Origin of the sequence: Mesorhizobium sp. B2-4-7 (genome assembly GCF_006442685.1) — a bacterium.
In the GTDB taxonomy this organism is placed as follows: Bacteria; Pseudomonadota; Alphaproteobacteria; order Rhizobiales; family Rhizobiaceae; genus Mesorhizobium.
Window position 1 is genome coordinate 1,311,505 of sequence record NZ_VFVH01000001.1, and the last position, 15,972, is coordinate 1,327,476.

Annotated in this window: 14 protein-coding genes; 11 read left to right on the forward strand and 3 right to left on the reverse strand. The window is 64.0% G+C overall.

What is annotated here, in order from left to right:
• Window positions 1-5: 5 nt before the first annotated feature.
• Together FJ946_RS06460 and FJ946_RS06465 are read right to left on the reverse strand one after the other, a co-directional pair.
• Window positions 6-905: a branched-chain amino acid ABC transporter permease gene (locus tag FJ946_RS06460; protein ID WP_140524813.1), complete on the reverse strand. Its 900-nt coding sequence runs from the start codon at window positions 903-905 to the stop codon at window positions 6-8.
• A gap of 77 nt (window positions 906-982) precedes the next feature.
• Entirely contained in the window at window positions 983-2,212 is a 1,230-nt protein-coding gene (locus FJ946_RS06465) for an ABC transporter substrate-binding protein (protein WP_140524814.1), read from the reverse strand.
• Between the two features lie 107 nt (window positions 2,213-2,319).
• Between FJ946_RS06465 and FJ946_RS06470 the strand changes: the two genes are divergently transcribed.
• Window positions 2,320-3,204 carry a MurR/RpiR family transcriptional regulator gene (locus FJ946_RS06470; protein WP_140566417.1) on the forward strand — a complete coding sequence of 295 codons (885 nt, stop codon included), beginning with the start codon at window positions 2,320-2,322 and terminating at the stop codon, window positions 3,202-3,204.
• Entirely contained in the window at window positions 3,201-4,532 is a 1,332-nt protein-coding gene (locus FJ946_RS06475) for an aspartate aminotransferase family protein (protein WP_140566414.1), read from the forward strand. Before FJ946_RS06470 ends, FJ946_RS06475 begins: the two co-directional genes overlap by 4 nt.
• A gap of 42 nt (window positions 4,533-4,574) precedes the next feature.
• On the opposite strand, the gene FJ946_RS06480 is transcribed toward FJ946_RS06475, so the two are convergent.
• Window positions 4,575-5,600 carry a substrate-binding domain-containing protein gene (locus FJ946_RS06480; protein ID WP_140498399.1) on the reverse strand — a complete coding sequence of 342 codons (1,026 nt, stop codon included), beginning with the start codon at window positions 5,598-5,600 and terminating at the stop codon, window positions 4,575-4,577.
• Window positions 5,601-5,799: 199 nt separating this feature from the next.
• Between FJ946_RS06480 and FJ946_RS06485 the strand changes: the two genes are divergently transcribed.
• From FJ946_RS06485 to FJ946_RS06525, 9 genes are all read left to right on the forward strand, one after another.
• Window positions 5,800-6,636, forward strand: a complete 837-nt coding sequence (locus FJ946_RS06485) for an inositol monophosphatase family protein (protein WP_140566411.1) — start codon at window positions 5,800-5,802, stop codon at window positions 6,634-6,636.
• 35 nt (window positions 6,637-6,671) lie between these two features.
• On the forward strand, window positions 6,672-7,718 hold the full coding sequence (locus FJ946_RS06490; RefSeq protein WP_140560387.1) for an ABC transporter substrate-binding protein: 1,047 nt from the start codon (window positions 6,672-6,674) through the stop codon (window positions 7,716-7,718).
• A 78-nt stretch (window positions 7,719-7,796) separates the two neighbouring features.
• On the forward strand, window positions 7,797-10,007 hold the full coding sequence (locus FJ946_RS06495; protein ID WP_224680648.1) for an iron ABC transporter permease: 2,211 nt from the start codon (window positions 7,797-7,799) through the stop codon (window positions 10,005-10,007).
• A 13-nt stretch (window positions 10,008-10,020) separates the two neighbouring features.
• Window positions 10,021-11,130, forward strand: coding sequence for an ABC transporter ATP-binding protein (locus tag FJ946_RS06500; RefSeq protein ID WP_140498401.1), 1,110 nt, complete (start codon window positions 10,021-10,023; stop codon window positions 11,128-11,130).
• Window positions 11,131-11,368: 238 nt separating this feature from the next.
• Entirely contained in the window at window positions 11,369-12,577 is a 1,209-nt protein-coding gene (locus FJ946_RS06505) for an ABC transporter substrate-binding protein (RefSeq protein WP_140514995.1), read from the forward strand.
• Window positions 12,574-13,374 (forward strand): ABC transporter ATP-binding protein, encoded by an 801-nt coding sequence (locus FJ946_RS06510; protein ID WP_181167435.1) that lies wholly within the window; start codon window positions 12,574-12,576, stop codon window positions 13,372-13,374. Before FJ946_RS06505 ends, FJ946_RS06510 begins: the two co-directional genes overlap by 4 nt.
• A complete protein-coding gene (locus FJ946_RS06515; protein WP_140498404.1) occupies window positions 13,367-14,071 on the forward strand; it encodes an ABC transporter ATP-binding protein in 705 nt (234 codons plus the stop codon). The genes FJ946_RS06510 and FJ946_RS06515 overlap by 8 nt, the downstream gene beginning before the upstream one ends.
• A gap of 7 nt (window positions 14,072-14,078) precedes the next feature.
• Window positions 14,079-14,966: a branched-chain amino acid ABC transporter permease gene (locus tag FJ946_RS06520; protein ID WP_140514993.1), complete on the forward strand. Its 888-nt coding sequence runs from the start codon at window positions 14,079-14,081 to the stop codon at window positions 14,964-14,966.
• A gap of 1 nt (window position 14,967) precedes the next feature.
• On the forward strand, window positions 14,968-15,945 hold the full coding sequence (locus FJ946_RS06525; protein WP_140566408.1) for a branched-chain amino acid ABC transporter permease: 978 nt from the start codon (window positions 14,968-14,970) through the stop codon (window positions 15,943-15,945).
• Window positions 15,946-15,972 lie beyond the last annotated feature (27 nt).

Genomic DNA, 15,972 nt, shown 5'->3' on the forward strand with positions numbered 1-15,972 from the left:
TGCCCCTATTCCAGCCGCAGATGCGAGCGGCCGAACAGGCCGGTCGGCCGGAAGAGCAACGCAATGACGAGCAGCAGCGCTCCGAACGCCTGCGTATAGGCAAGCGCGCGATTGGGATCCGGCAGATAGCCGACACCCAGCCCTTGCACCAGGCCGAGCAGGATGCCGCCGGTAATGCTTCCGCCGACGGAACCCATGCCGCCGAGCACGATGATGATGAAGGCCTGCACGGCCGGCAACTCACCCATCGACGGCGACAGGGCGAAGATCGGCGCGATCAACGCCCCTGCCCCGCCGGCAAGCGCCGAGCCGATGCCGAAAGCGATGGTGTACATGCGGCGTGGATCGATACCGATGACCGCGGCGGACTCGCGGCTCTGGCTCACCGCATCGAGTGCCTGGCCAAGCGAGGTGCGCTTCAGGAAAAGCGTCAGACCGACAAGCAGGACGACGGCAGCGACCGCAGCGATCAGCCGGTCGTAAGGCAGGATCAACGGACCGAGGATCAGCGCTCCTGTCATGAAGGACGGCGGCGCCTTGGCGAAGGGACCGAAGACGACAAGGCCGAGATTGGTGATCAGAATGGTGAGGCCGAAGGTGACGATAATGGCGTATTCGTCCTTGCGCTCGACCTTGTCGGTATACATCGGCGCTATGACGAGCCTCTCGAAGAGCACGCCGAAGATGAACAGGGCCACCATCGCGCCGGCGACACCGACAAGCGGCGGCGCATGGAACCAGGCGATGATGTAGTAGGACGCATAGCCGCCCAGCATATAGAGCGATCCATGGCCGAAATTGACGACCTTCAACACCGAGAAGACCAAAGTGAGCCCCGCCGCCGTCAGCGCGAAAATGAGGCCGATGACCAGGCCGTTGACGGCCAGGAGGAGGAAATAGCTCATGGGTTCACATCACCTCGTTGTCGGCCGCCTGTCCAGTGAAGCGGCCGCCGGCGGCTATGGAGCCGCCGGCGTGCCGTTCATTTGCCGGGCATGACCTTGTCGGTGGTGGCCCACTTCTTCGGATAGACGATCGCAGCATCCTCCGGCGCCTGGTTCACGGCCGTGTATTGGATGATCGTGAACGGCACGTCGACGAACTGATGGAAAGCCCAGTCGGGAGATTTGGTGGTCGGGAAGGTGTAGGTGGCGTTCACCCCTTCATATTTGATCTCTTCCAGTGCCTTCACGATCGCCGCGCGGTCAGCCGAGCCTGCCTTCTTGATCGCTTCGACGACGACACCGAACGTGTCATAGGCCTCCATGGCCACGCCGGTCGGTGCCCTATTGTAGCGTTCGGTGAACGCCTTCACGAATGCTTTGGCCTTGTCGTTCCATTGCGACTTGGGCTGCGCGACGTTGACGATGAGAAGATTGTTGGCGCATTCGCCGTCGACTTCCCACACTTCCTTCTGCAGCAGACCCGAGGAGCCGATGAGGGCCGTTTCGGCAGTCGGTGCGAGGCCGAGCTGGCAGGCCTGCTTGACCAGCTGATACTGCGCCTGTCCGGCGATCACCATCTGGATCGCATCAGGCTTCGGGCTCTGGTTCATCAGGCGCAGCAGCGCGGGCGTGAAATCCTGCTGGTTCAGGTCGATCGTTGCCAGCGTATAGGGGACGTTCTTGGCCTTCAGCTCATCGGCGATGACCTTGGCCCCGCCCTGGCCGAAGTCCGTGTTTTCGGCGATGATGGCGATGTTCTTGAAACCTTGCTCGACCGTCCAGTCGGCTGCCTTAACGTAAACGAGCGAGTTGGCCGGAGCGAGACGATAGACTTCCGGATACTGCTTGGCCGTGATGGCATCCGCCCATACGTCTGTACCGACCCAGGCGACGCCGTATTTGTGCGCCTCCTCGATTTCGGCGAGGGCGACCGAGGAATGGAATTCGCCGAAGATTGCGGCGACGTTGTCCTTGGTGATGAGCCGAACCGCCGCCGCGCTGCCGTCGGCCGGCTGCCCTTTGGTGTCCTCGTAGCTCACCTTCAGCTGACGGCCGAGCACGCCGCCGGCCTTGTTGACCTCGTCAACTCCGAGCTGCACCGCCCATTGCATTTCCTGGCCGCCGGAATAGTTGCCGGGCGGCGACAGCGGCCCCACCCAGCCTAGCGCGATTGGATCCTCGGCCAGAGCCGGTGCGGCTGCGAACGGCAAGGAAGCCAGCGCGAGTGCCGCCAGCGCTCCCAAATGACTGGATATGGTCTGTTTCATGCGAATTTCCCCTGTTCTTGTTTTCTGATTGAATGAAACACTACGCTCATTTCTGGCAGATTGAAATATTCATTGCAGCTCGTCAACGGCCGGCGTAAATTCGCGCCATGTTGGAACCCGCCTTCCGCTCGCGCCTGCTCGAGAGTTTCGAGACGATGCCGCGCCAGCTTCGCGCGGCGGCGCAATGGGTGCTCGACAATCCGCGTGACGTTGCCCTCCTGTCGATGCGCGTCCAGGCGCAGCGCGCCGGGGTGACCCCGGCATCGATGACGCGGCTTGCCCAGCGCATGGGCTTCGACGGCTACGATAGCCTGCGCGACCTCTACGCCGAGCAACTTCGCCGCGGCGAGAAGGAGTTCTTGGGCAAGGCCGAAGCATTGATGGCGCGGCGCAAGCGCGGAGGAGACGGCGCGCTGGCCTTCGAGCTGGCCGAAACGCTCGAGCGCCATATGGCGAAGCTTTGCGATCCGGCGACGCTGGAGGCGGTGACCCGGGCAGCCTCGGTGCTGGCAGGCGCCAAGCGCATCTATGCGCTGGGCTATCGGTCGAGCTACCCCGTCGCCTGCCATTTCGCCTACGTCTATGGCCTCGCCGGCGGCGCGGTGCGTCTGCTTGACGGCGTCGGCGGAACCGGACCTGATCCTTTGTGGGAATCGGGAGCGGGCGACGTGCTTTTGGCGATCAGCGTCAAGCCCTATACGCGCGCCGCCGTCGAACTCGTCGATTATGCACGCAGCCGCGCGCTCGAAATCGTGGCGATTACCGACAGCGTGGTCTCTCCGCTCGTCAACCGGGCGGGCGCCGTCATCATCGTGCCGACCGAGAGCCCGTCCTTTTTCCACACCATGGCACCGGCCTTTGCCATCGCCGAAACGCTGGCCGCGATCCTGGCGGCCGCCGCCGGCGATCGCGCGCTGGCCGCCATGCGCGACGTGGAACGTCAGTTCGACACCCTTTCCACCCATATCTACGAAACCAGGCAACGGTCATGACGCATATCCTCCATCGCCAGATCCACCACGACTATCCCGTTGCCGTCGGCGGCGATGGCGTCACCGTCATCGACAGCAAGGGACGCCGCTATATCGACGCCTCCGGCGGTGCGGCCGTCTCATGCCTTGGCCATCAGCATCCGGCTGTTCTTGCCGCGATGCATGCCGAACTCGACCGGCTCGCCTATGCGCATAGCAGCTTCTTCACCACCCGGCCGGCGGAGGAACTGGCGGACGAACTTGCCGCTCACGCGCCGGGCGATCTTCATCACGTCTATTTCGTCTCCGGAGGATCGGAAGGCATCGAGACCGCCCTGAAGATGGCGCGGCAATATTTCGTCGAGCGCGGCGAGCCGCAGCGCCGCCGCTTCGTGGCCCGTCAGCAGAGCTATCATGGCAATACGCTGGGCGCGCTTTCGGTGGGAGGCAACGCCTGGCGCAAGGCGCCGTTCGAGCCCATGCTGATCGAAAACCATCATATCGAACCATGCTATGCCTATCGGCATCAGCGGCCGGATGAAGGCAGCGAGGCCTACGGGCTGCGCGCCGCCGATGCGCTTGAGACGAAGCTGCAGGAACTCGGGCCGGAAACGGTCATTGCTTTTGTCGCCGAGACAGTGGTTGGAGCGACTCTCGGCGCCGTGCCACCCGCACCCGGTTATTTCAGGCGCATCCGCGAGATTTGCGATCGCCACGGCGTGCTGCTCATCCTCGACGAAGTCATGTGCGGCATGGGTCGTACCGGAACACTGCATGCCTGCGAGCAGGAAGGCGTCGCACCCGACATCATGGTGATCGCCAAAGGGCTCGGCGGCGGCTATGCCCCGCTTGGGGCGGTGCTGGCATCCGACCGGATATTCGATGCCTTTTCGCAAGGCAGCGACTTCCAGCACGGTCACACCTATATCGGTCATCCGCTCGCCTGTGCGGCCGGCCTCGCCGTGCAGCGGGTCATCGAGCGTGATGGTCTGCTTGCCAATGTCGCGGCGCGAGGCACCACGCTCGAACGACGGCTGCGTGAGCGCTTCGGCAACCATCACCATGTCGGGGACATTCGCGGGCGCGGCCTTTTCCAGGGCATCGAACTTGTCGCGGATCGCTCGGCCAAGGCCCCGTTCGATTCGCGCCTGAAGGTCCATGCCCGGATAAAATCGGAAGCGATGCAGCGGGGGTTGATGGTTTATCCGATGGGCGGCACCGTCGATGGGCGGGCTGGCGATCACGTCCTGCTTGCACCGCCATTCATCGTCGACGACGGCACGGTCGATATCATCGTCGACCGTTTGGGCGACGCCGTCGATGCCGCGATCGGCAGCATTGCGATCTAGCACACGAGACGCTCACCGACCGGGACTATAGTCCGATCGGCATCAGCCCCGACCTGGCCTCACAGTGCCGCGCCAGACCATCGGCGCGTGGCAGGTCAGGCGACTGCCGGCGCCTGCTTCCTCGCGCGAACCGGCGGCCAGTCGCACGGCGTGCGTGGCGATCTCCTCAATCGGCGGCGCAAAGGTCGTCAGCCGGTAGGAAGCCCAGTCAGCCTGCTCGATGTCGTCGAAGCCGGCGACGCAGAGATCGCGCGGGACGTCGACGCCGAACTCGTGGCGCGCCGCGTCCAGAAAACCGCAGGCGATCAGGTCGGTCACGCAGAATGCCGCATCCGGTCGCTGCCGGCCCGAAAGCAGGCGCCTTGCGCCTTCTGCCCCGGTCGCATAACCCGTGCGGCCCTCGCGCCACTGGATCACCTCCAGTCCTTCCTTGCGCGCTGCGGCAAGAAACGCCGTCTCGCGCGCCACCAGACTGGGCGTGCCGGCTGCCGACGTCACCAGGGCAGGCCTGGTGCAACCGGCACGAAGAAAGGCGTGAAGTGCCGCCTCGGCGGCGGCGGCGTTGTCCACGCCGATGTTATGCGGCCCGTCGAACCGGTCGTCGCGATTGATCAGGATCAGGCGCTGCCCGTTCTCGAGGCAGGTTCGGATCAGCTCCTGCGGCGGCGTGCCGGACAGCACGATCGTCGCATCGGCACGGTAGTTCAGCGTGTTGCGCAGCGCCTGGTCGACATGGTGGCTGGGGCCCGACGTGTTGAAAACCATGGCCACTTTGCCGGCATCCCTCAGATGCTGTGTCAGCGCCCGCAGGATACGGGCTTGGTAGGGCGTGTCGCCATCGGCGACGACAAGGCAGACGATGCCCGTCGATGCCCGCATCAGGCCGCGCGCCAGGTGGTTGACGTGATAGCCGAGCTGCTCGGCCGCCAGCAGCACCCGCTCGCGGGTTTCTTCCGAAACGCTGGCGCCGGGCGTGAACGTGCGTGATACCGCCGAGCGCGAAACGCCGGCAAGCTCCGCGACCTGCTGGGCACTGGAAAAGCCAATACGGCCTCTTGGCGTCGTCATGCACACTCTCGCTGCGTTTCTCGATTCTTTGCACGCACGTGCAGCATAGCGCAAGCCAGTCACAGGTGTAACCGCTGCCCTTGACACACATGCGTAAATGAAACAGCTTTGCACAGCCGTGCATGAAGCCGGCGCCGGAGGCTACCTTGCCCATTTCTTCGCGGACCGCATCGGAACTGCCATTGTCTGGACGGACAGCATGAACAGCGTGGCGGTGCAGCCTAACGCGAGCCGGATGTCCGAAGCCGAACTCGACAGGCGTGCCGATGTTTGCCGGCAACTGCTCTTGTCGTCGGGAAACATGGCGATGCAGGGCTACAGCCAAATCGACGGCGCGCAGCCTGTGGAGATGAAGGGGCCGCAGGATTTCCTGACCGAGACCGACGGCAAGGTCGAGCATCACATCCGCACGACGTTGGCCGCGGCCTTTCCCGAGGACGGGTTTTTGGGCGAGGAAACCGGTGGCAGCGGCGGCTCTGATCGCATGTGGGTCGTCGACCCGATCGACGGTACGGCGAATTTCATGCGCGGCATTCCGCATTTCTGCGTTTCGATCGCCTTCGTCCAGGACGGCCGCAGCGAGATCGGCGGCATCGCCAATCCGGCCATCGGGGAGGTCTATTTTGCCCGCCGCGGGCACGGTGCGACGCGCAACGGCGCGGCGATCCATGTTTCGCGCACCCAGGCCTTCGACCGCGCCTCCGTGGAGTTCGGCTGGTCGCCGCGGATTCCCAACCGCGACTATCTGGACAAGGTGGCCCTGGTCTGGTCGCTGGGCGCCAATGTGCGCCGCTCCGGTTCGGGGGCGCTCGGCCTTGCCTATGTGGCCGACGGCCGCTCGGATGCCTATGCCGAGCTTCATATCAATGCATGGGACTGCCTGGCCGGATTGCTGCTGGTCGAGGAAGCCGGCGGGCGCGTCAACCGCTTTCTCGACGGCGACGGCATGGCGAAGGGCAATCCGGTGCTTGCTGCGGCGCCGGGTGTGGCGGCGAGATTGTCCCAGGTGATCGGAGTGCCGCTCGACGACGAATAACCAATTCCAGAGAGCATGAAAGGGAGGAATTATCGATGAAAGGTCCATTTGATCGCAGACAAGGCAGGACGTGGCTTGGCCTTGCGGTGCTGGCCATTTTCGGTCTGGCCGGCGGCGCCCATGCGGCGGATCGCAACCTCGTGATGTATTGCGGCGTCGACGAAGCCTGGTGCCGGGCCATGGCCACGACCTACCAGAAGGAAACCGGCGTCAGCGTCGACATGACCCGCATGAGCGCCGGCGAGATCTATGCGCGCCTGCGGGCCGAGAAGGACAATCCGCAAGCCGACATCTGGTGGGGCGGCACCGGCGACCCGCATCTTCAGGCGGCGGAAGAAGGTCTCACCCAGGAATACAAGTCGCCGCAGCTGGCGAACCTGCGCGACTGGGCTTTGAGGCAGGCTGAACGCGCCAAGAACCGCACCGTCGGCATCTATCTCGGCGCGCTTGGCTACGGCTACAACGAGGAAGACCTGAAACAGCGCGGCCTGACGGCGCCGGCCTGCTGGGCGGATCTGGTCAAGCCCGATTTCCAGGGCGAGATCGAGATGGCCGACCCCAATTCCTCGGGTACCGCCTGGACGATGCTGGCGACAATCGTGCAACTGATGGGCGAGGACAAGGCTTTCGACTATCTCAAGCAGCTCAACAAGAACATCGCCGAATACACCAAGGCGGGCGCCGCACCCGCGCTCGCCGTGGGCAAGGGCGAGACGCTGGTCGGCATTTCCTTCCAGCACGACGTCATCAACGCCGCCAAGCAGAACCCGGCCGTCAAGGTGGTCTCGCCCTGTGAAGGCACCGGTTTCGAGATCGGGTCGATGAGCATTGTTGCCGGGGCCAAGCACATCGACGAGGCGCGGAAATTCTACGACTGGGCGCTGACGCCAGACGCGCAGAAACTGGCGGCTCCGAACGGCAGCTACCAGATCCCGTCGAACACCGGCACCCCGGTGCCGCCCGAGGCGCCGGACCTCAGCAAGATCAAGCTGATCGACTACGACTTCGCCAAATATGGATCATCAGCGGAGCGCAAGCGGCTGTTGAAGAAGTTCACCGATGAGATCCGCAACGGCGGCTGATCTGGTCCGTACGGCCGATCCGCCGGCTGCCTGCGGGGCAGCCGGCGCAACCCCGACCATACCGAAGGAAGATGTCGAATGGCACGGGCTTCGCCCTATCCCATGGCCAATGACCTCCCGGGGCGCAGTGCCGCCGGATGGCTGGCGCTGGCATGGGCGAGCTTCATTGTGCTGCCATGGTACAAAGTCGAAGGCGGCTTGCTTTCCTTTGACTGGCTGGCGCGTCCGGCGGAGGCGGCACCAGCCATCCTGCTGTCGCTGAACGGTCAGCTGTGGCTGCTTCCCTTGATCCTGCCACTTCTCCTGGCAAGCTGGCTCGTCGCGCGCCGGAACCTCCCCGGCCTGGCGGTGGCGGGCGCAGCCGGCCTCGCCTGGCTGGTGATCGAGGGTTTTTCCATCATCCATTCGGGTTGGGGATTTGCCTGGCTCGGGCATCTCGCCAGTACGCCGGGACCGGTGCAGCCGGGGCTCGGCTGGGGTGCCGTGCTGTACGCGCTGGCGATGCTGATGTTCATCGCCGAGGCGCTGGCCGCGCGTGGCTGGTGCAAAGGCGATCGTTTTGTCGTCGGCTCGCTGCTGATCGTGATCGCTTCGCTGATCCTGTTCGTGGCCTATCCGCTGTTGTCGATCCTCGCTTCCGCCATCGAGGACAATGACGGCAATATCGTGCCGGCTCTGTTTGCCGAAAAGCTGTTCAGTGCCAACATCTGGAGCCTGCGCTGCCTCTACGACGACGGTTCCTGCGGCGTGGCGTGGAATACGGTGGCGATCGCGGTGCTGGTGGGTTTCTTCTGCACGGCGCTAGGCCTGGCGCTGGCGCTGATTGCGTTGCGCACCAGGCTGCCTGCCAAATGGCTGCTGCGCGGCCTCTCCATCCTGCCGATCATCACGCCCCCTTTCGTCATCGGCCTGGCGCTGATCCTGTTGTTCGGCCGGGCCGGCATCGTCACCAATCTTTTGTCCGAACATCTCGGTATTCCGCGCAGCCGCTGGATCTACGGCATGGCCGGCATCACCATCGCGCAAGTGCTGGCCTTCACGCCGATCGCTTTCCTGGTCCTGGCCGGCGTGCTGCAGGGTGTCAGCCCGAGCATGGAGGAGGCCTCGCAGACCTTGCGCGCCAGCCGTTGGCGCACTTTCAGCACAATCACCTGGCCGCTGATCCGCCCGGGGCTGGCCAGCGCCTTCCTGATCTCGTTCATCGAGAGCATGGCCGACTTTGCCAACCCGCTGGTGCTGGGCGGCAACTTCAACGTGCTGTCGACGGACATCTTCTTTGCGGTGGTGGGCGCTGCGCATGATCAAGGCCGTGCGGCGGTGCTGGCGATCGTGCTTCTGGGATTCACGCTCGCCGCTTTCGTCATCCAGCGCCGCTGGATCGGCAGCCGCAGCTACGTCACCGTCGCGGGCAAGGGCGATGGCGGTGTGCCGGCCACGCTGCCCAAGGGCTTGCGCATCGGCTGCTACGCCGCCGTCGTTCCCTGGTTGCTTCTGACCGTCGTGGTCTATGGCATCATCCTGGGCGGCGGCTTCGTGCAATCGATCGGCCGCGACAACACGCCGACGCTCGAATATTTCCTCACCGCTTTCTCCGTCGAGAAAGGCGTCAATGGCTGGTTCCTGAGCGGGTCGGCCTGGCCGTCGCTGCTGATGACCATCGGCCTTGCGCTGGTGGCGATGCCGTTCACCGCCGCGCTCGGCATCCTGACCGCCTATCTGCTCGACCGGCAGCATTTCGCCGGGCGCACGATGTTCGAATTCCTCGCCATGATGAGCTTTGCCATTCCCGGCACGGTCGTCGGCGTCAGCTATATCCTCGCCTTCAACGTGCCGCCGGTGCAACTGACCGGCACCGGACTGATCATCGTCATCTCGTTCATCTTCCGCAACATGCCGGTTGCGATCCGTGCGGGCCTCGCCAATCTTGGGCAGATCGACAAGAGCCTGGACGAGGCATCGCTGACACTGGGGGCGCGTTCCTTCGCCACCTTGCGGCGGGTGATCCTGCCGATCCTGAAGCCGGCTATCGTGACCGCGATGATCTACAGTTTCGTGCGTGCGGTCACAGCGGTCAGCGCCGTCATCTTCCTGGCGACCGGCCGCTTCAATCTCGCCACCGTCTATATTGTCGGGCGAGCCGATGTCGGCGAATACGGCATCGCCATCGTCTATTCGGCGGTGCTGATCGTCGTCATGATGATCATTCTGATCGGCATCCAGCTGCTGGTCGGGGAACGCCGGCTTGGCCGGCGCCGGGCCGAGGCGCAAGCCGTCGTGGCACCAATCTGATCGGGAGAAGCGTATGGATCAAACGGCGAAGAACGCTGCCCCCGGCGTGGTGGACAGACCGGCAGTGCGTTTCGAGGGCGTCACCAAGAAATACGGCGCCGTCACTGCCGTCGACAATGTCAGCTTCGACATCGCACCGGCCAGCCTGGTGACGCTGCTGGGACCCTCCGGCTGCGGCAAGACGACGACGCTCAGGCTGATTGCCGGGCTTGAGCACGCAAGCCACGGGCGCATCGTAATCGACGGCAAGGACGTCACCTTGCTGTCAGCCGCAGAGCGCGACGTCAGCATGGTCTTCCAGTCCTATGCGCTGTTCCCGCACATGAACGTCATGGAAAATGTCGGCTACGGCCTGCGGGCGACGGGGCTCGGCAAGGTTGAGGCCGCAGGGCGCGCCGCCGAGAAGCTGGCACAGGTCGGCCTGTCCGGCTACGAGAAGCGCCAGCCGAGCGAACTTTCGGGCGGCCAGCAGCAGCGCGTGGCCGTGGCGCGCGCCATCGTGCTGGAGCCGAAGGTGCTTTTGTTCGACGAGCCGCTGTCCAATCTCGATGCCAAGCTGCGCCGGCGCGTACGCGATGAGATCCGCGGTCTTCAGCAGGACCTCGCGCTGACCGTGGTCTATGTGACGCATGACCAGGAGGAGGCGCTGGCCGTGTCCGATCGCATCATCGTCATGAACGCTGCCCGCGTCGCCCAGGACGGAACCCCGCGCGACCTCTACAACGAACCCAGGAACTCTTTCATCGCCGATTTCATGGGCGACGCCAACCTGCTCGATGTCGAGGTTCTCGCCAGCAATGGGACGAATGCCGAGGTAAAGGTCGGGCCGCTGCGGCTCGACATGCGGCATCGCGGCATCGCGGCGGGGCCGGCGGTGCTGGCCGTCCGGCCGAATGCCGTGCGCCTCGTCGCCGGCCAGCCGGCAGCCGGCGGGATGAGAGGGCGCGTGGTCAAGAGTTCTTATCTCGGCGACCACATGGAATACCGCGTCGCGATAAACGATCCGGCGGTCGAGCTGTTTGCGACGTCGCCGGTCGTCACACCCGCCCTGCCGGAAGGCAGCGTCGTCGCGGTCGATTTCGATCCGGCAAAGATCGTGCTGATAGCGCGCGACAAGTCCTAGCCAGCAGCGGACACCGCTACCGGTGCGCCTGATACGAAAATAGTGGTTCTCGACGTTCGATGTCGATGTTACGAATCTCTGTGCATTCCGAATGTGCGCTTGTGACCATGTGTCCGGGCAATTTGGAACTGTGGCGAGCACAGGACGTATTCTTCACGCGGGACCAGACGGTACACTCGAAGCCGTCACAGGGCCGCAATGGGCGTTTTCGACAGTGGCCACAAGGGAGGAAATACCAGTGAAAGCATCCTATCTCATCTCAGCCGCGCTGCTTGTGGGTACCGCGATGCCAGCGGCGGCAGCCGAAATTTCCGACGGCAAGGTCAAGATCGGCATCCTCAACGACCAGTCGGGTGTCTATGCCGATTTCGGCGGCAAATGGTCCGTCGAGGCGGCCAAGATGGCTGTCGAGGATTTCGGCGGCAAGGTCCAGAATGCGCCTATCGAGGTCATCAGCGCCGACCACCAGAACAAGCCGGACATCGCCTCCAACATAGCGCGCCAGTGGTACGACACCGAGCAGGTCGATGCCATAATGGAACTGACCACCTCCTCGGTGGCGCTCGCCGTGCAGGGACTTTCCAAGGAAAAGAAGAAGATCGACATCGTCACCGGCGCGGCTGCGACCGACCTGACCGGTAAGCAGTGCTCGCCCTATGGTTTCCATTGGGCCTACGACACCCATTCCCAGGCCGTCGGCACAGGCGGTGCCCTGGTGCAGCAAGGCGGCGACAGCTGGTATTTCATCACCGTCGACTACGCCTTCGGCTATTCGCTCGAGGAGCAGACCGCCAAGCTCGTCAAGGATCGCGGCGGCAAGGTGCTTGGTGAAGTGCGCTATCCGCTCGGCTCGACCGACTACTCATCCTTCCTGCTGCAGGCGCAATCCTCCGGCGCCAAAATCGTTGGCCTTGCCAATGCCGGTCTCGACACTTCCAACTCGATCAAGCAGGCGGCCGAATTCGGCATCGTCGCTGGCGGCCAGCGGCTCGCGGCACTTCTGTTCACGCTGGCCGAAGTGCATGGCCTTGGCTTGCAGGCGGCCCAGGGCGTCGTGCTGACCGAAGGCTTTTACTGGGATCGCGACGACAAGAGCCGCGAGTTCGCCAACCGCTTCTTCAAACGCACCGGCAGGATGCCGAACATGATCCAGGCCGGGACGTATTCGGCGGTGTCGCAGTATCTCAAGGCCATCGACAAGGCCGGCACCGACGAAACCGAAGCGGTGGCCAAGGAAATGCATTCGATGCCGGTCAATGACGTCTTTACCGCCAACGGCAAGGTGCAGGCCGACGGCTCCATGGTGCACGACATGTACCTCTATCAGGTCAAGAAGCCCGAGGAGAGCAAGAAGGATTGGGACTACTACACCTATCTTGCAACCATTCCGGGCGACCAGGCCTTCATGAAGGCCACGGATAGCGGCTGCCCGCTCGTCAGCAAGTGACGACGGCAACCGCCGCGGCCGTCAGGCCTGACGGCGATGGAGCCGTGCCGCGGGTGGTGCTTTCCGCCCGCGGCCTCAGGCGCGACTTCGCCGGGTTCGTTGCGGTGAAGGATGTCGATCTCGACGTTCATCACGGCAGGATTCACGCCTTGATCGGACCCAACGGCGCCGGCAAGACCACGATCTTCAATCTTTTGACCAAGTTCCTGCAGCCGACCAGCGGCACGATTGAACTGCTCGGCACCGACATAACCCGGACACCGCCGGCCAAGGTGGCGCGGATGGGCCTCGTGCGCTCGTTCCAGATATCGGCGATCTTTCCGCATCTGAGCGTGCTCGACAATGTGCGCGTCGCGCTGCAGCGGCCAGGCGGGCTGGGTTTCCAGTTCTGGCGCCCGCTTTCGGCGCTCGACCAACTGACGCCGCGGGCGCGCGAGCTTCTCGGCACGGTCGGCCTCGACGACGCGGCGCACCGGCTCGCCGGCGATCTCTCCTATGGCCGCAAGCGCGTGCTCGAGATCGCCACCACGCTGGCGCTCGATCCAAAGGTGCTGCTGCTCGACGAGCCGATGGCCGGCATGGGGCACGAGGATGTCAGCATGATCTCCGGGATCATCCGCGCCTTGGCCCGCGATCGGGCCGTGCTCATGGTGGAGCACAATCTGACCGTCGTTGCCGATCTTTGCGACTGGATCACCGTGATGCAGCGCGGCAAGGTGCTCGCGGCGGGCGACTATCCGACGGTCAGCCAGGATGAACGCGTCCGGATAGCCTATATGGGAACCGAGCATGAGTGAGCCGCTGCTTGCCGTGCGCGATCTCCATGCCTGGTACGGCGAGGGCCACGCGCTGCACGGCGTCGACCTCGATGTGTTCCGCGGCGAAACCGTGACGCTGCTTGGCCGCAACGGCGTCGGCAAGACCACGACGCTGCGCGCCATCATGGGGCTGATCCGCAAGCGCACCGGCAGTGTCGTCTTCAACAGCAACGACTTGATCGGCCTGCCCTTGCACCGTGTCGCCCACCAAGGCATCGGTTTCGTTCCCGAGGAGCGCGGCATTTTCGCCACGCTGACAGTCGACGAGAACCTGATCCTGCCGCCGGTGGTGGCCAAGGGCGGCATGAGCGTCGAGGAGATCTTCGAGCTCTTTCCCAACCTGAAGGAGCGCCGCAACAGCCCGGGCACCAGGCTATCCGGCGGCGAGCAGCAGATGCTGGCGATCGCCCGCATCCTGAGGACGGGTGTCCGGATGCTGCTCCTCGACGAGCCGACCGAAGGCCTGGCGCCGGTCATCGTCCAGCGCATCGGCGAATTGCTTGCGACGTTGAAAAAGCGCGGCATGACGATCCTGCTCGTGGAGCAGAATTTCCGTTTCGCCGCCCGCATTGCCGACCGCTTCTACCTGATGGAGCACGGCAAGGTGCTGAGCGGGTTTCCGGTCGGCGAACTGGCCGCCCACGACGCTCAACTTCACGAGGTGCTCGGAGTATGATCGCGCCATGACGATGATCTTCGGCATCCCCATCCAGGCCTTTCTCGGGCAGTTGCTGGTCGGGCTGATCAACGGTTCCTTCTATGCGATGCTGAGCCTTGGCCTCGCCGTCATCTTCGGCCTGCTGCGCATCATCAATTTCGCCCACGGCGCGCTCTACATGCTGGGCGCCTTCATCGGTTATCTGCTGCTTGTCCATCTCGGCATCGGCTATTGGCCGGCGCTGATCCTGGTGCCGCTCGCCGTCGGGCTGTTCGGCATTGCGGTCGAGCGTGCAGCGCTCTCGCGGCTCTACCAGCTCGACCCTCTCTACGGCCTGCTCTTCACCTTCGGCCTGGCCTTGGTCATCGAGGGCGTCTTTCGCTATTATTATGGCGTCTCGGGAAATCCCTATGCCGTGCCGGCGCTGCTTGCGGGCGGCACCAATCTCGGCTTCATGTTCCTGCCCAACTATCGCGGCTGGGTGGTGCTGGCATCGCTTCTCGTCTGCCTGGGCACATGGCTTTTGATCGAGAAGACCAGGCTTGGTTCCTATCTGCGCGCCGCGACCGAAAATCCAGAACTGGTCCAGGCTTTCGGCGTCAACGTGCCACTGCTTTTGACACTCACCTACGGACTGGGTGCGGCACTTGCCGGTCTTGCCGGGATCCTGGCGGCTCCCGTCTACCAGGTCAGTCCGCTGATGGGGTCGGATCTGATCATCGTCGTCTTCGCCGTCGTCGTGGTCGGCGGCATGGGCTCGATCCTGGGCGCCATCGTCACCGGCTACATGCTCGGCCTTGCCGAGGGCCTGACCAAGGTGTTCTATCCCGAGGCGTCGAACCTTGTCGTCTTCGTCATCATGGCGATCGTGCTTCTGCTGCGGCCGGCCGGCCTGTTCGGAAGGGACGCGTGAGATGAGCGAGCTGACGCTTCACGAAAAGCGCGCCGCGGCCTCCGTGCGGCTGGAACGGGCCCTGGTGGCGCTGGCGGTGTTGGCGCTCATCGCCGCGCCGTTCTTCGTCTACCCGTTCTTCCTCATGAAGATGCTGTGCTTTGCGCTGTTTGCCTGCGCCTTCAACCTGTTGCTCGGCTACACCGGCCTGTTGTCCTTCGGCCACGCGACCTTCTTCGGCGGCGCAGCCTATTTCTGCGCGCATGCCGTCAAGGTATGGGGCTGGCCGCCGGAGGCAGGCATTCTGCTGGGTACCGCCGGGGCGGCGCTGCTCGGTCTCGTCATGGGCTTCTTCGCCATCCGCCGGCAAGGCATCTATTTCGCCATGATCACGCTGGCGCTGGCGCAGATGTTCTTCTTCTTCTGCGTGCAGGCACCGTTCACGCAAGGCGAGGATGGCATCCAGGGCGTTCCGCGCGGCAACCTCTTCGGCATCATCGATTTGAACGCCACGGTCAACATGTACTATGTCGTGCTGGCCATCTTCCTGATCGGCGTCTTCGCCATCTGGCGGATCGTCAACTCGCCCTTCGGCATGATCCTGCGCTCGATCCGCGAGAACGAGAACCGCGCCATCTCGCTCGGCTATTCTGTCGCCAGGTATAAGCTCGCCGCTTTCGTCATGTCGGCCGCACTTGCGGGGCTTGCCGGTGCGGTCAAGGCAATCGTGTTCCAATTCGCGACGCTCACCGACGTGACATGGCAGATGTCGGGCGAGGTGATCCTGATGTCGCTGCTTGGCGGCATCGGCACCATGGTCGGGCCGGTCGTCGGCGCCGGCTTCGTCGTCGGCCTTGAAAACACGCTCGCCACCTCAGGTTTTCCGGTGACCATCGCCACCGGCCTGATATTCATGGTCTGCGTGCTCGTCTTCCGGCGCGGCATCGTCGGCGAATTCCATGCGCGGCTGCCCAGGCCGGCGGACGGTGGAAGTGGTTGATATTCATCCCGTGGCCGATCTCCCTGC

Excerpts from the sequence above, each read along its gene's own strand:
- FJ946_RS06485 (WP_140566411.1), top strand. The coding sequence starts at position 5,800 with ATGAACAGCGTGGCGGTGCAGCCTAACGCGAGCCGGATGTCCGAAGCC.
- FJ946_RS06490 (WP_140560387.1), top strand. The coding sequence starts at position 6,672 with ATGAAAGGTCCATTTGATCGCAGACAAGGCAGGACGTGGCTTGGCCTT.
- FJ946_RS06475 (WP_140566414.1), top strand. The coding sequence starts at position 3,201 with ATGACGCATATCCTCCATCGCCAGATCCACCACGACTATCCCGTTGCC.
- FJ946_RS06500 (WP_140498401.1), top strand. The coding sequence starts at position 10,021 with ATGGATCAAACGGCGAAGAACGCTGCCCCCGGCGTGGTGGACAGACCG.
- FJ946_RS06470 (WP_140566417.1), top strand. The coding sequence starts at position 2,320 with ATGTTGGAACCCGCCTTCCGCTCGCGCCTGCTCGAGAGTTTCGAGACG.
- FJ946_RS06495 (WP_224680648.1), top strand. The coding sequence starts at position 7,797 with ATGGCACGGGCTTCGCCCTATCCCATGGCCAATGACCTCCCGGGGCGC.
- FJ946_RS06460 (WP_140524813.1), bottom strand. The coding sequence starts at position 905 with ATGAGCTATTTCCTCCTCCTGGCCGTCAACGGCCTGGTCATCGGCCTC.
- FJ946_RS06525 (WP_140566408.1), top strand. The coding sequence starts at position 14,968 with ATGAGCGAGCTGACGCTTCACGAAAAGCGCGCCGCGGCCTCCGTGCGG.
- FJ946_RS06480 (WP_140498399.1), bottom strand. The coding sequence starts at position 5,600 with ATGACGACGCCAAGAGGCCGTATTGGCTTTTCCAGTGCCCAGCAGGTC.
- FJ946_RS06520 (WP_140514993.1), top strand. The coding sequence starts at position 14,079 with ATGACGATGATCTTCGGCATCCCCATCCAGGCCTTTCTCGGGCAGTTG.
- FJ946_RS06465 (WP_140524814.1), bottom strand. The coding sequence starts at position 2,212 with ATGAAACAGACCATATCCAGTCATTTGGGAGCGCTGGCGGCACTCGCG.
- FJ946_RS06515 (WP_140498404.1), top strand. The coding sequence starts at position 13,367 with ATGAGTGAGCCGCTGCTTGCCGTGCGCGATCTCCATGCCTGGTACGGC.